This is a genomic window from Herbidospora cretacea (assembly GCF_001570605.1).
Classification (GTDB): domain Bacteria; phylum Actinomycetota; class Actinomycetes; order Streptosporangiales; family Streptosporangiaceae; genus Herbidospora; species Herbidospora cretacea.
In genome coordinates, this window is sequence record NZ_BBXG01000004.1 from 131,119 (window position 1) to 144,197 (window position 13,079).

The following is a 13,079-nucleotide window of genomic DNA, read 5'->3' on the forward strand; positions in this document are numbered from 1 at the left end:
CCTCGCGAAGGGGACGAGCGGCGACCGCCGTCGAGTTCCCTAAGGGGGCATATGTCACTTAATGCAGGTCAAGGTCTCGCTTCCGGACAAAAAGTCTGGAAACATCCGATCGTCTAGCGTGCGTAAGCGATCGGAAGCGGTTGATGAGTCGAATCGGGTTAAGGGCGGCGCTCGAACTGGTGCGCGCCCCGGCCACCCTGTCTGTCCCCGGTGACACCATGGCGGGCGCCGCGCTCGCCGGGCGCGGCGGGACCCCCGCCCTGGCGGCGGCCTCAGTGCTGCTCTATTGGGCCGGGATGGCGCTGAACGACTGGGCCGACCGGGACATCGACGCGATCGAGCGGCCCGAGCGGCCCATCCCGTCGGGCCGGATCTCGGCCAACCAGGCGCTCGGCATCGCCGCCGGGCTGACCGGCGCCGGGATCGCCGTGGCCGCCGCGGCGGGCGGGAAGAAGGGCTTCGTCATCGCCGGCCTGCTGGGGGCGGCGGTGTGGGCGTACGACATGGGACTGAAGCACACCCCGGCCGGTCCGGCCTCGATGGCGGCCTGCCGCACGCTCGACGTGATGCTCGGCGCCGGGCGGGTGACGCCGATGGCCTTCGCCGTCGGCGCGCACACCTACGGCATCAGCATCCTGGGCCGCGCGGAGGTGGCCGGCGCCGACGAGGCGACGGTCCGGGGCGCTCTGGCCTGCACGGCCGCCGCCACCGGCCTGGCGGCCGTCTCGGTCGCCCGGGGTGCGGGCTCGGCCGCCGACAAGGCCACCGCGGCCGCCCTCGTCGCCGGATACGCCGCCAGCGGCGGCCGGGCGACGCTGGCGCTGCGCGGCAAGCCCGACCCCGAGCAGGTGCGCCAGGCGGTGCGCGCCTCGATCATGGGCTTCGTGCCCCTCCAGGCGGCGGCCGTGGCCGGGGGAGGCAAGACCCGCAGCGCGCTGGGCCTGGTGGCCGCGCTCCCGGTGGGCCGCTGGCTCTCGTCCAAGATGTCGACCGCATGAACTTCGGTTACTGCTCCAACGGGTTCCGCGACCACTCCCTGGACGACGCGCTCACCGTGCTCGCCGACCTGGGCTACACCGGGGTCGCGCTCACCCTCGACCACGGCCACCTGGGCCCCGACCCGGCCTTCGACGAGGTCAGCCGGGTCGCCACCCGGCTCGGGCGGCTGGGCCTGTCGGTGGTCGTCGAGACGGGCGGGCGCTACACCCTCGACCCGTTCCGCAAGCACTTCCCCACGTTGCTGCACGACGACGCGGGGGCGCGGGTCTCGTACACGAAGAGGGCGATCGAGGTCGCGGCCGACCTCGGCGCCCCGGTCGTCCACCTCTGGAGCGGCATCCGCCCTGCGGAGGTGTCCGACGCCCTCGCGTGGGACCGGCTGACGGCCCACTGCGAGACCCTCCTGGCCCATGCCGAGGAGCACGACGTCGTGCTCGGGTTCGAGCCCGAGCCCGGCATGCTCGTCGACGACCTGGCCTCCTACGAGCGGCTGCGCAAGCGGCTGGGGGAGCCCGGCCGGTTCGGGCTGACCCTCGACATCGGGCACTGCCGGTGCCTGGAACCCTGGCCGGTCGCCGAGTGCGTCCGGCGGGCGTCGCCCTACCTGGTCCACGTGCAGATCGACGACATGCGGCGAGGTGTCCACGAGCACCTGGAGTTCGGCGACGGAGAGATCGAGTTCGCGCCCGTCCTGGCGGAGTTGCGCGAGTTCGGCGGGATGATCGCGGTCGAGCTGGCCCGGCACAGCCACGCCGCACCGGCGGTCGCCCAGAGGTCCATCGATTTCCTCAGAGGATTGCGATAAAACGATGCTGGTTATCAACGTGGTCGGGCTCACGCCCCGGCTGCTCGCCCATATGCCCAACGTGTCGAAACTGGGCAACGCCGCCGCTCTCACGCCGGTGCTGCCCGCGGTGACCTGCTCGGTGCAGGCCTCCATCGTGACCGGCGCGATGCCCCGCGACCACGGCATCGTCGGCAACGGCTGGTACTTCCGCGACCTCGGCGAGGTCTTCCTGTGGCGCCAGCACAACGCCCTCATCCAGGGCGAGCAGATCTGGGACGTCACCCGAGACCTGAAGACCGCCAACATCTGCTGGTGGTACGCCATGGGCACCGACTCCGACTTCGTGGTGACCCCCCGCCCGATCTACCACGCCGACGGCGCCAAGTCGCCCGACGCCTACGTCCGCCCCCCGGAGTGGCACGACCGGCTCACCGGTTCGCTCGGCGAGTTCCCCCTGTTCACCTACTGGGGCCCGAACGCCGGCATCACCTCGTCGAACTGGATCGTGGGCGCCACCCGCAAGATCATCAACGAGGAGCGGCCCGACCTCACGATGGTCTACATCCCGCACCTCGACTACGACCTCCAGCGCTTCGGCCCCGACTCCCCGCAGGCGATCGCCGCCGCCAAGGCCGTCGACACGGCCCTGGTCCCGCTGCTCGACGAGAACCCGGTGATCCTCTCCGAGTACGGCATCACCAACGCCTCCAAGGCCGTCGACATCAACCGCGCCCTGCGCCGCGAGGGCCTCCTGGAGGTCTACACCCAGGTCGGCATGGAGTATCTCGACCCGTGGACCAGCCGTGCCTTCGCGGTGTCGGACCACCAGATCTCCCACGTCTACGTCCGCGACTCCGCCGACATCCCGCGCGTCCGCGACCTGATCGCGGGCCTCGACGGCGTCGACGAGGTCCTCGACCAGGCCGGCAAGGAGAAGTACGGCCTCGACCACGAACGCGCCGGGGAACTGGTCGCCGTGGCCGAGCCCGACGCCTGGTTCACCTACTACTACTGGCTCGACGACGACCGCGCCCCCGACTTCGCGAAGCTGGTCGAGATCCACCGCAAGCCCGGCTACGACCCCGCCGAGCTCTTCATGACCAGCAAGGCGATCGCCGCCAAGGCGCTGCTGCGCAAGAAGATGGGCTTCCGGTACGAGATGTCGGTCGTCCCCCTCGACCCCAAGCAGGTCAGCGGCAGCCACGGCCGCCTCCCCGACTCGCCCGAGGACGGCCCGGTCCTCATCGGCCCGTGGGACGGCGAGAGCTACCACGCCACCGACGTGAAGGACCTGCTGCTCAAGGAGCTGCGCCGGAGCTGACGCCGCTGAGCGGTCGTGCTAGGGGTGCGCGCCGGGAGTGATCAGCCCGGTCTCGTAGGCCAGCACGACCGCCTGCACCCGGTCGCGCAGCCCCAGCTTGGTCAGCACGTTGCCCACGTGGGTCTTCACCGTCGTCTCGCTGACCACCAGCTCGCGGGCGATCTCGGCGTTCGACAGGCCCTTGGCGATGAGCTTGAGGACCTCCAGCTCGCGCTCGGTCAGCCGGGCCAGCCGTGTCGGCGACGACTGCTGCTGGGCCGAGGGCAGCCGGCTGGCGAACTTGTCGAGCAGCCGCCGCGTCACGCTCGGCGCCACGATCGCGTCGCCGGCCGCCACGACCCGGATCGCCTGGAGCAGCTCGGCCGGCGGCACGTCCTTCAGCAGGAACCCGCTCGCCCCCGCCCGCAGCGCCTCCACGATGTACTCGTCGAGGTCGAAGGTGGTCAGCACCAGCACCCGGGGCACGTGGGCCGAGGCCGGGGCGTCGCGCACGATCCGCCGGGTCGCCTCGATGCCGTCCATCCCGGGCATCCGGATGTCCATGAGCACCACGTCGGGCAGCAGCGCCCGCGACTGGTCCATGGCGGTCGACCCGTCACCGGCCTCGCCCACCACGGTCACGTCGGTCTCGGCCTCCAGGATGAACCTGAACCCCGTGCGCAGCAGCGGCTGGTCGTCGACCAACAACACCCTGATAGGCATTTACCTGTCCTTGAGGGGGAAACGGGCCCGGACCTCGAATCCGCCCCCCGGACGCGGGCCGATCCGCAGAACTCCACCATAGAGGGCAACTCGCTCCTTGATGCCCACGAGACCGTGCCCCTTGCCGCCGTTCTCCCGTTTCAGGACCAGGCCCCGGCCGTCGTCCTCGACGTGCACCATCAGCTCGCTCGGCTCGTGGCGGACCGTCACCCACGCCCGCGCGGCCGGCCCGGCGTGCCGCAGGCTGTTGGTCAGCGCCTCCTGCACCAGCCGGTAGGCGGCCAGGTCGACGCCGGGAGGGAGCTGCCGCACCTCGCCCTCCAGCCAGAGCTGCGTGGTCAGCCCCGCTTCGCGCATCTGGTCGACGAGGCCGGGCAGGTCGTGCATCCCCGGCTGCGGCCCCCGCTCGGCGGGCCCGTCGGTCCGCAGCACGCCGACGATGCTGCGCATCTCGGCCATCGCCGTGCGCCCCATCTCCTCGATGGAGACCAGCGCGTCGCGCGCCACCTGGGGGTCCTTCTCCAGCATCGTACGAGCGGCGGCGGCCTGCACCGTCATCACCGAGACGTGGTGGGCGACCACGTCGTGGAGCTCCCTGGCGATCCGCGACCGCTCCTCGGCCCTGGCCGCCCGGGTGTCGGCCTCGCGGGCCCGTTCGAGCCGGTCGGCCCGGTCGACGAGCTCCCCGAGATAAGCCCGCCGCAGCCGGATGGTCCGCCCGATCACCCACACCAGCGCCGTGACGACCACGATGATCGCGTGGTCGGTCCAGACGAGCTGCTGGTTCCCCGGCAGCGCCCCCGCCAGGTAACCGGCCATGACCAGCACCGCCGCCAGCACGCTGAGCGCCAGCCCCCGCTGGGTGGCGACCGTGTAGAGCAGGACCATCGCCGCCAGGTCGCCCAGCCCCGCGCTGTAGTCGAGCACGTTCAGCACCACGACGGGCACCGTCGTCGCCGCCAGGATCAGGAACGGCCACCGCCGCCGGAACACCAGCGGCAACGTGCAGCAGACGATCAGGACCAGACTGAACGCGTCGGCGGGCCGCTGGGGGAGAGCCGTCAGCCCTTCCCACTCGACGGCCGTGTGAGGCCCCACGGACAGGGCGAAGAGCAGCGAGAACGCGGTCATCACGACCGCGAGCACTGAGTCGCTGATCAGCTGCCGCCGGGGGGAGGTGCGCACGCAATCAATTTAGGCGGCCTCCGGCCTGCGGGCCTCATCCCTAGGAACGAGCCGCCCGCGGCCCCGGCGGGTACGGTAATAAGATCGTTTTCGAGTGGGGGGCAGGTTCGGTCATGGCATGTCGTATCGGTGAGCTCGTCCTCAGTTGCCGCGACCCCGAGGCGCTGGCGAGGTTCTGGTGCGAGGTCCTCGACTTCGTCGTGCTCGACCGCGAGGACGACGGCTCGCTGGAGATCGGGTCGCGCGAGGGCTTCGGCGGGCCGCAGCCGACCATCATCCTCAGCAGGCGCGACCGGCCCGAGGAGGGCAAGTCCCGGCTGCACATCGACCTCAACCCCACCGACCGCGACCAGGACGCCGAGCTCGAACGCCTGCTGAAGCTCGGTGCGCGCCCCGCCGACATCGGCCAGACGGGGCAGGAGCAGTGGCACGTGCTCCAGGACCCGGAGGGCAACGAGTTCTGCCTGCTCAGGCGCCGTCTCGACCCGCTCTGACGCCGGGGGTGCCGTTTCAGAGCTCGTCGGTCGCGGCCCTGGCCGGCAGGCGGCGCGTCGGCCGGGGGCGCTGCTCCGGGACGGGCGGGGGAGTGCCCCCGAACTCCGGGCACAGCGCCTGGTGGTCGCACCAGCCGCACAGCCGTGAGGGCCGGTGGTGCCACTCGCGCGTGGTCAGCGACCGCTCGATCGCCTGCCACAGCGCCTCGACCTTGCGTTCGGTCGCGCGCAGGTCGGCCTCGTCGGGCTGGTAGCGGAGCACCTCGCCGCCGCCGCCCAGGTACATGAGCTGGAGCAGCCGGGGGATCTCGCCACGCTGCCGCCACAGCACCAGCGCGTAGAACTTCATCTGGAACAGCGCCTTGGCCTCGAAATGCGGCCCCGGCGCGGCGCCCGTCTTGTAGTCGACCACCCGGATCTCCCCGGTCGGCGCGACGTCGAGACGGTCGACGTAACCCCGCAGCATCAGCCCGCTGTCGAGCACCGCCTCGACATAGAGCTCCCGCTCGGCCGGTTCGAGCACCGTCGGGTCTTCGAGCGTGAAGTAGCGGTCGACCATGCCCCGCGCCTGCTCCAGCCACTCGTCGCGTTCGGCGTCGGTCGCGAACAGGCCCTGGTAGGCGGGCTCCTCCTCCAGCAGCCGCAGCCACTGCGGCTCCAGCAGCTCACGCGCCGCCGCGGCGGTGCGCGCCCCGGACGGCAGGTCGTAGAGGCGTTCGAGCACGGCGTGGACGAGCGTGCCCCGGACGGCCGCCGCCGAGGGCTTCTCGGGAAGCTGGTCGATCACCCTGAACCGGTAGAGCAACGGGCAGGTCATGAAGTCACCGGCACGGGAGGGGGACAGAGCGCCGATGACGGCGCGCTCCTCGGTCAGGGTCATGCCCAGACCATAGGCCATTCCCCCGACAGTTCCGGGGCCGAGCGTCCTTTCCGGAGCCGCGTAGGATCCATGCCAAGGAAGGGAAACCAGACCACTATGAGCACACCGTCCCCGGGCCTGCGGATGGGCCGCCCGTTCGGGATCCCGGTCTACGTGTCGCCGACATGGCTGATCGTCGCCGCGTTCATCACGATCACCTACGAACCGATCGCCGCTGGACGGCTCCCGGAACTCTCGCCGTGGGTCCATTACTCAGTAGCCCTGTTCTTCGCGGTGCTGCTCTACCTCTCGGTGCTCCTCCACGAGCTGGCCCACTGCGTGGTCGCCAAGGCCTACGGCCTGCCCGTCAAGCGCATCACCCTCTATCTGCTGGGCGGCGTCTCGGAGATCGAGAAGGAGCCCGACACCCCCGGCAAGGAGTTCCTCGTCTCCTTCGCCGGCCCGGTCGTGTCGCTCGGGCTGGCCGGCGTCTTCTTCGGCCTCGCGCAGGTCGTCGACCCCAACACGATCCCCGGCGTGCTGCTGGACATCCTCTGGCTGTCCAACCTGATCGTGGGCGCGTTCAACCTGCTGCCCGGGCTGCCGCTCGACGGCGGGCGCATGCTCAGGGCCGGTGTGTGGAAGGTCACCCGCAGCCCCAACACCGGCACCGTCGCCGCCGCCTGGATCGGGCGAGGCGTCGCCGTGGTCCTGGTGCTGTCGCAGATCGTGCTGCCGCTCATGGCCGGGCAGGAGCCCGACTTCACCTCCATCCTCTGGGCGATGATCCTGGCCTCCTTCATCTGGATCGGCGCCTCGCAGTCGCTGCGCGTCGCCAAGGTCCGCTCCAAGCTGCCTCAGGTCAGGGCGCGGGCACTCGCCCGCCGGGCCCTTCCGGTGACCTCAGACGTGCCGCTGGCCGAGGCGCTGCGCCGGGCCCGCGAGAGCGGGGCCGGGGCGCTGATCATCGTCGACCACGAGGGCCGCCCGACGGCGATCGTCAACGAGGCCGCCGTCCACGCCACCCCCGAGCCGCGCCGCCCCTGGATCGACGTCGGGTCGCTGGCCCGCACCCTCGAACCGGCCCTGGTCCTGGGCGCCGACCTCGAGGGGGAGTCCCTGATCGACGCGATGCGCGACAACCCGGCCGGTGAATATCTGCTCGTCGAACGGGGCGGCGAAATCTACGGCGTACTCGCCACAGCCGACGTCAACCGGGTCTTCACCGGCGTCTGACCAAGATCGGTATGAATGGCCCCCACTCGTCATCTGGCTCGCGCACCACTAATGTTCTGGTCAAACGATCAGAAGTTAGGTATGGCCGGAGGAGAGTTCTGTGACGGAGCAGGGCGCGGGGGTGGTCCGTCCGCTTCCGGGTGACGGTGTGGTCGCTCACCTGAACGGGCTGGCGCTGGTATGCGGGCCGGGCTCGGCGCAGGTTGAGGAGTTGCTCGACGCGGTGCGGGAGACCGCGGAGAACGGCGGCGACGGACGGACCCTGGTCCGTAAGGTCGCCCAGGTTCTGGCGCGCTCCATGAGCGACGACCCGCCGACGATCGCGGTCGCCGGTCCGGCCGGCGGCGGGGTGGCGGTGCTGGTCTCGGGCGCGGCCTCGGCCCACCTGTTCGGCGCCCCCGACGGCGACTTCGTGGTGTCCGGCTCAGACGCCCTGACCTGGGCCGACCGGCTCGTAGGCGGCCCGGTGGGCCGGGTCGAACTGCGGCTGCCCGGCTCCGGCGCGTCCAGCCCCTACTCCCGCCTCGACGGCGGCGTGGTCGCGGGCGGCGGCGCCGAGATCGACTACACGGCGACCGGTCACACGGTCCACCGGCCCCATCCGATCCCGCAGCCCTCCCCGCCGCCCCAGCCGGGTCACCCCTACGCCTCGCAGCCCTCGGGCCCGCAGCAGCCGATGATCCCCCACCAGCCGCCGCCCCCGCCGGGCCCGTCGCCGTACGGCCAGCCGTCCTACGACCCGCCGCCCTACGACCACCCGCCGATGGGCACCCCCATGCAGCCCCCGCCCCCGCCGGGCCCGGGGCCGTTCGGCCCGCCCCCCGGCCCGCCGATCGGGGCCCCGCCGCCCTACGACCCGCAGCCCCCGGCCCCCGAGCCGCTGCCGCCCCAGCGCGAGGAGCGCCGCCACGACAGCGGCCACTTCGAGCCCCAGCCGCAGCCCGACCTCCCGCCCGAGGACCCGAGCGACTCCACCCAGATGGACGCCGCCCCCGAGCGCCTCGGCCCCATGGTCCACGGCGTCGACTGCAAGAACGACCACTTCAACGACCCGCGCGCGCCCTACTGCGCGGTCTGCGGCGTGCCGCTGTCGACCCGCGACCTGGTCCCCTACAAGGGCCCCCGCCCCGCGCTCGGCGTCCTGCTGCTCGACGACGGCATGGCCCTGACCCTCGACAGCGACTACATCCTGGGCCGCGACCCCGAGCGCGCCCCGGAGGTCCAGTCGGGCGACGCCCGCCCGGCCAGGGTGACCAGCCCCGACGGCTCGGTCTCCCGCCGCCACCTGCGGGTGACCCTGGAGAACTGGGACGTCAACCTGATCGACCTGGGCTCGGTCAACGGCACCCAGATCCAGCCGCCGGGCGACCCCAACTTCTACGACATCCCCCCGAACGAGTCGGTCACGATCATGCCCGGCACGACCGTCCGGGTGGGCGTCTCCCGCACGATGCGCTTCGAACCCCACCGCAACGCCTGACCGCCCGGGAACCCGGCTCGTCGTCCCCACCGAGAGCCGGGTCCCGTCTTCCCCGTCACGTCGCCGAAGGCCGCTTAGGACAGCCGGAGGCGGTCCAGTTCCGCCAGCATGATCTGCTCGATCCGCGCCGCCCGGTCGGGGTGGAGCAGGCGGTGGAGGCTCAGCCCGTCCACCAGGGCCAGGAGCCGTTCCGCCGTGTCGTCGAGGCCCTCGCCCGTGATCTCCCCGGCGTCGGCCGCGTTCTGGAGCAGGCTGCGGACCAGCAGGTGGAGGTCGTCCGCCTCCTCCCGCTGCACCCGCAGCAGCTCCGGTGAGGTCAGGCTGCGGGCCCAGAAGCCGATCTCCAGGCCCGTCTCCCTCTCCCGCTCCTCGTCCAGCGGCAGGTTGTCCAGCAGGACCTCGCGCAGCGCCGCCAGCCCCGTCAATCCGGTCAGCTTCTCCGCCAGGCGTTCGGTGATCCGCCGGTGGCTCGACCGGAGCGCCGACAGCAGGATCTCGTCCTTGTCGGCGAAGTAGTGGGTCAGGACGCCGTTGGAGTAGCCGGCCTCCTTGGCGATGGCCCGGGTGGTGGCGGCCTCGATGCCCGCGCGCAGGATGACGCGGCGGGCGGCGGCCACGACCTCTTCCCTGCGTTCGTCATGGTTCACGATCTTCGGCATGTTGACATTTTAGTCGGACGCCCGTCTATCATCCAGGCCATGTCGGTTGTCACACTCGGCGTCCACATCGTGGACGTGCTCGCCCGGCCCGTCGAGTCGATCCCGGCCGGCCAGGACACCCATCTGGTCGAGCAGGTGCGCATCACCGCCGCCGGGGCCGCCGCCGGGACCGCCGTCGTCCTGGCCAAACTGGGGATCCCGGTCACCTCGCTGGGCGCCGTCGGCGACGACGAGCTCGGCGACTTCCTGCTCATGGTCATGAGGCGTCACGGCGTCGACGTCTCGAAGATCACCCGTAAGCCGGGGGAGCAGACCGCGGCCTCCATCCTGCCCATCCGCCCCGACGGCGGGCGGCCCTCGTTCCACGTCCCCGGCGCGAACCTGGGGCTCTCCCTGGCCGATGTCGACGTCGAGGCCGTCAGGGGCGCCAAGGTCGTCCACCTGGGCGGCATGGACGCCACCTGGGGCCTCCACGACCCCGCCTTCCACACGCTGCTGGACGAGATCCGCGCCGCCGGCGCCCAGGTCACCCTCGACCTGCTGTCGAACATGGCCGATCTGATGCCCGCCGCGAAGACCTTCCTGCCCCATGTCGACCACTTCCTGCCCAACGAGGAGCAGGCCCTCCTGATGACCGGGGCGGCAACCGTCGAGGATGCCGCCAAGCAGCTCCTCGCCGAGGGGCCGAAGACCGTGGTCATCACCCTCGGCGCCGAGGGCAGCCTCGTCGCCACGGCGGAGGGGCTGACGAAGGTGCCCGCCGAGGACGTGCGGGCGATCGACACGACCGGATGCGGTGACGCCTACTGCGCCGGGTTCGCCGCCGGGCTGCTCACCGGCCGGTCGGTGCTCGAATCGGCCCGCCTCGGCACCGCCGTCGCCGCCCGCGTGGCCGGGGGCCTCGGCTCCGACGCGAACCTGGACGGCGCCGCCGCCCTGCTGTCCTGAGAGGAACTCCCCCCATGTCCCTGGACGCCGATCTGCGCGCCCGCGCCGCCAAGGTCATCCCCGGCGGCATGTACGGCCACCTCAACGCCGTCCTCCACGGCGACACCTACCCCCAGTTCTTCACCCGCGCCGAGGGCGCCCGCCAGTGGGACGCCGACGGCAGGGAGTACCTCGACCTGATGTGCTCCTGGGGCCCGATGATCGTCGGCCACCGCAACCCCCGCGTGGAGGAGGCCGCCGCCCGGCTCCAGGCCCAGGGCGACTGCCTCAACGGCCCGGGGCCGATCATGGTCGAGCTCGCCGAGCTGCTCGTCGACCTCATCCCGGCCGCCGAGTGGGCCATGTTCTCCAAGAACGGCACCGACGCCACCACCCAGGCCCTCATGGTCGCCCGTGCCGCCACGGGCCGCACCAAGGTCCTCATCGCCCACGGGGCCTACCACGGCGCCGACCCGTGGTGCACTCCGGGCCTTTCGGGCGTCACGCCCAACCAGCGGGCCGACACGGTCGAGTTCGCCTACAACGACCTCCAGGACGCCGAGAGGGCCGCCGCCGAGGCCGGGGACGACGTCGCGGCCATCCTGGTGACCCCCTTCAAGCACGACTCCTTCGAGGACCAGGAGCTCGCCGAGGCCGGTTTCGCGCGCGGGATCCGGGCGCTGGCCGACCGTCTCGGCGCGGCCCTGGTGATCGACGAGGTCCGGGCCGGCTTCCGGCTCGACCTGCGGGGGACCTGGGAGCCCTTCGGTGTGCGGCCCGACCTGTCGGCCTGGTCCAAAGCCATGGGCAACGGCCACCCGATCGCGGCCGTGACCGGCGCCGACGCGCTCAGGAACGCGGCCCAGACCCTTTACTCGACCGGTTCCTTCTGGTTCTCCTCGGCCGCGATGGCCGCGGCGAAGGCCACGATCGAGATCCTCCGCGAGACCGACGGGCCGGCGGTGATCGAACGCGCCGGGGCGAGGCTGCGTACCGGACTGTATGAGCAGGCCAAGAGCCACGGCATCACGATCAACCAGACGGGCCCGGTGCAGATCCCGTGGCTCTCGTTCGAGGGCGACGCCACGCTGGAGCGGGGCGTCTTCTGGGCGGCCGCCTGCCTGGCCGAGGGGGTCTACGTCCACCCCTGGCACAACTGGTTCCTGTCGACCGCCCACACCGACGCCGAGATCGACCGCGCCCTGGAGGGCACCGACGCCGCGTTCGCCGCGACCGTCCGGCGGTTCAGCGGAGTCTGAGCCACTCGACGTTGTCGGTCCACGTGCCGCCGGGGCCGGGCAGGTACTCCTTCTGGGTCTGGCCCCGGGTGAACCCGGCCCGCTCCAAAACCGCCTGGGAAGCCAGGTTGTCGGGGTTGGTGCCGGAGATCAGCCGCCGCATGGACGTCTTCGTGAACGCCCACTCGGCCAGCAGCTGGACCGCCCGCGTGACCAGGCCCCGGCCCCGGAAGTCGCTGTGCAGGCTGTAGCCGACCATCGCCTCCCGCATCGGCGGCGTGAGGTGCGAGAGCTGGATGTCCCCGGCGTACGCGCCGGTCGCGGCGTCGCGGATGGCCATCTCGGCCTGGATGCCCACCAGCCACCGGTAGGCGGCGCCCCGGCACCGGTAGAGGGTCTCCTCGAACGGCGGCGCCTCCGGCGGGACCCGGTACTTCACCACGTCGGGCAGCGAGGCCACCAGCTGGTACGCCGGTGCGTCGTCGCCCGTCAGCATGGTCAGCGTCACGACCCCGTCGGTGAGCCCGCCCGGCGGCAGGAACGGCAGGAAGGGCCTGATCGGCTCCCCGGAGTCGCCGGGCAGCCGGCCGAACAGCGCCATGTCGGCCCGGCCGCCGCCGGGGATCGGCCCCGCGCCGCGCGAAAGGCCCTCGTGCCGGAACCCGGCGCCCAGCGCGACCTTCTGCGAGCCCACGTTCTCCATCTCGGCGACCAGGTGCACGCGCGGCGCCCCGTGGTCGAAGGCCCACCCGGTCACGGCCCGCAGCGCCGCCGTGGCCACGCCCTTGCCGCGGACCCAGGGCGCGACCCAGTAGCCCACCTCGACGTTGCCGAACCGGTCGGCCGGCTTGAGCCCGATGACGCCCTGCGCCTCGCCGGAGTCCGGGTCGGCCATGACGAACTCGGCCCCGCCCGCCCGCCACCCCTCCTCGGCGATCCCGGTGATGTAGCCGACCGCGTGCTCCCGGGTATAGGGGCGCGGCAGGACGGGGATGAAGCGCTGCGTCTCGGGATCGGCACAGGCACGGGCGATGGCGTCGGCGTCGGACTCGGCGGGCGGTCGCAGGGTCACCGGTCCGGCGGGGATGGTTTCGCGGGGGAACATGGCTACTTGGTACCAGTCGTCCGAGTCGGGGGACAAACCTGTTTTTCAGGCAGATTCACGGCGCGGGTGCGCACGGCCTCCGGCCGT

At 72.0% G+C, this 13,079-nt stretch carries 13 protein-coding genes; 8 read left to right on the plus strand and 5 right to left on the minus strand.

Annotated elements, in window-relative coordinates; translation table 11 throughout:
* Positions 1–143: 143 nt before the first annotated feature.
* Genes AW270_RS08735 through AW270_RS08745 form a run of 3 tightly spaced genes read left to right on the plus strand, consistent with a single transcriptional unit; the run spans position 144 to position 3,107 of the window.
* Positions 144–998 (plus strand): SCO3242 family prenyltransferase, encoded by an 855-nt coding sequence (locus AW270_RS08735; RefSeq protein ID WP_061292658.1) that lies wholly within the window; start codon positions 144–146, stop codon positions 996–998.
* Positions 995–1,804: a sugar phosphate isomerase/epimerase family protein gene (locus AW270_RS08740; RefSeq protein WP_061292661.1), complete on the plus strand. Its 810-nt coding sequence runs from the start codon at positions 995–997 to the stop codon at positions 1,802–1,804. Before AW270_RS08735 ends, AW270_RS08740 begins: the two co-directional genes overlap by 4 nt.
* A 4-nt stretch (positions 1,805–1,808) precedes the next feature.
* A complete protein-coding gene (locus AW270_RS08745; RefSeq protein ID WP_061292663.1) occupies positions 1,809–3,107 on the plus strand; it encodes an alkaline phosphatase family protein in 1,299 nt (432 codons plus the stop codon).
* Positions 3,108–3,125: 18 nt separating this feature from the next.
* On the opposite strand, the gene AW270_RS08750 is transcribed toward AW270_RS08745, so the two are convergent.
* Both AW270_RS08750 and AW270_RS08755 read right to left on the minus strand, forming a co-directional pair.
* Positions 3,126–3,809, minus strand: coding sequence for a response regulator (locus tag AW270_RS08750; RefSeq protein ID WP_061292666.1), 684 nt, complete (start codon positions 3,807–3,809; stop codon positions 3,126–3,128).
* Entirely contained in the window at positions 3,810–4,994 is a 1,185-nt protein-coding gene (locus AW270_RS08755) for a sensor histidine kinase (protein ID WP_245674630.1), read from the minus strand.
* A 113-nt stretch (positions 4,995–5,107) separates the two neighbouring features.
* On the opposite strand from AW270_RS08755, the gene AW270_RS08760 reads away from it, so the two are divergent.
* Complete coding sequence (locus AW270_RS08760; protein ID WP_061292668.1) at positions 5,108–5,488, plus strand: VOC family protein; 381 nt, start codon at positions 5,108–5,110, stop codon at positions 5,486–5,488.
* Positions 5,489–5,504: 16 nt separating this feature from the next.
* Here AW270_RS08760 and AW270_RS08765 read toward each other — a convergent pair whose 3' ends face one another.
* Positions 5,505–6,368 (minus strand): RecB family exonuclease, encoded by an 864-nt coding sequence (locus tag AW270_RS08765; RefSeq protein WP_157521778.1) that lies wholly within the window; start codon positions 6,366–6,368, stop codon positions 5,505–5,507.
* Between the two features lie 96 nt (positions 6,369–6,464).
* Here AW270_RS08765 and AW270_RS08770 point away from each other — a divergent pair, with 96 nt between their 5' ends.
* Together AW270_RS08770 and AW270_RS41755 are read left to right on the plus strand one after the other, a co-directional pair.
* Positions 6,465–7,583 (plus strand): site-2 protease family protein, encoded by a 1,119-nt coding sequence (locus tag AW270_RS08770; RefSeq protein ID WP_245674631.1) that lies wholly within the window; start codon positions 6,465–6,467, stop codon positions 7,581–7,583.
* Between the two features lie 100 nt (positions 7,584–7,683).
* Positions 7,684–9,063 carry an FHA domain-containing protein gene (locus AW270_RS41755; RefSeq protein ID WP_061292673.1) on the plus strand — a complete coding sequence of 460 codons (1,380 nt, stop codon included), beginning with the start codon at positions 7,684–7,686 and terminating at the stop codon, positions 9,061–9,063.
* A gap of 74 nt (positions 9,064–9,137) precedes the next feature.
* Here AW270_RS41755 and AW270_RS08780 read toward each other — a convergent pair whose 3' ends face one another.
* The gene (locus AW270_RS08780) at positions 9,138–9,722 is read right to left on the minus strand and encodes a TetR/AcrR family transcriptional regulator (protein ID WP_061292674.1); all 585 of its coding nucleotides are present in this window, start codon (positions 9,720–9,722) and stop codon (positions 9,138–9,140) included.
* 39 nt (positions 9,723–9,761) lie between these two features.
* Between AW270_RS08780 and AW270_RS08785 the strand changes: the two genes are divergently transcribed.
* The gene (locus AW270_RS08785; protein ID WP_061292677.1) at positions 9,762–10,670 is read left to right on the plus strand and encodes a carbohydrate kinase family protein; all 909 of its coding nucleotides are present in this window, start codon (positions 9,762–9,764) and stop codon (positions 10,668–10,670) included.
* A 14-nt stretch (positions 10,671–10,684) separates the two neighbouring features.
* Complete coding sequence (locus tag AW270_RS08790; protein WP_061292679.1) at positions 10,685–11,908, plus strand: aminotransferase class III-fold pyridoxal phosphate-dependent enzyme; 1,224 nt, start codon at positions 10,685–10,687, stop codon at positions 11,906–11,908.
* Here the strand turns inward: AW270_RS08790 and AW270_RS08795 are convergent.
* A complete protein-coding gene (locus AW270_RS08795; protein WP_061292681.1) occupies positions 11,895–12,992 on the minus strand; it encodes a GNAT family N-acetyltransferase in 1,098 nt (365 codons plus the stop codon). The two genes, AW270_RS08790 and AW270_RS08795, sit on opposite strands and share 14 nt — an antisense overlap.
* Between the last annotated feature and the right edge of the window lie 87 nt (positions 12,993–13,079).

Bases quoted from the DNA above. Each gene is read 5' to 3' on its own strand.
- AW270_RS08735 (WP_061292658.1), top strand. From the start codon at position 144: ATGAGTCGAATCGGGTTAAGGGCGGCGCTCGAACTGGTGCGCGCCCCG.
- AW270_RS08740 (WP_061292661.1), top strand. From the start codon at position 995: ATGAACTTCGGTTACTGCTCCAACGGGTTCCGCGACCACTCCCTGGAC.
- AW270_RS08745 (WP_061292663.1), top strand. From the start codon at position 1,809: ATGCTGGTTATCAACGTGGTCGGGCTCACGCCCCGGCTGCTCGCCCAT.
- AW270_RS08750 (WP_061292666.1), bottom strand. From the start codon at position 3,809: ATGCCTATCAGGGTGTTGTTGGTCGACGACCAGCCGCTGCTGCGCACG.
- AW270_RS08760 (WP_061292668.1), top strand. From the start codon at position 5,108: ATGGCATGTCGTATCGGTGAGCTCGTCCTCAGTTGCCGCGACCCCGAG.
- AW270_RS08765 (WP_157521778.1), bottom strand. From the start codon at position 6,368: ATGACCCTGACCGAGGAGCGCGCCGTCATCGGCGCTCTGTCCCCCTCC.
- AW270_RS08770 (WP_245674631.1), top strand. From the start codon at position 6,465: ATGAGCACACCGTCCCCGGGCCTGCGGATGGGCCGCCCGTTCGGGATC.
- AW270_RS08780 (WP_061292674.1), bottom strand. From the start codon at position 9,722: ATGCCGAAGATCGTGAACCATGACGAACGCAGGGAAGAGGTCGTGGCC.
- AW270_RS08785 (WP_061292677.1), top strand. From the start codon at position 9,762: ATGTCGGTTGTCACACTCGGCGTCCACATCGTGGACGTGCTCGCCCGG.
- AW270_RS08790 (WP_061292679.1), top strand. From the start codon at position 10,685: ATGTCCCTGGACGCCGATCTGCGCGCCCGCGCCGCCAAGGTCATCCCC.
- AW270_RS08795 (WP_061292681.1), bottom strand. From the start codon at position 12,992: ATGTTCCCCCGCGAAACCATCCCCGCCGGACCGGTGACCCTGCGACCG.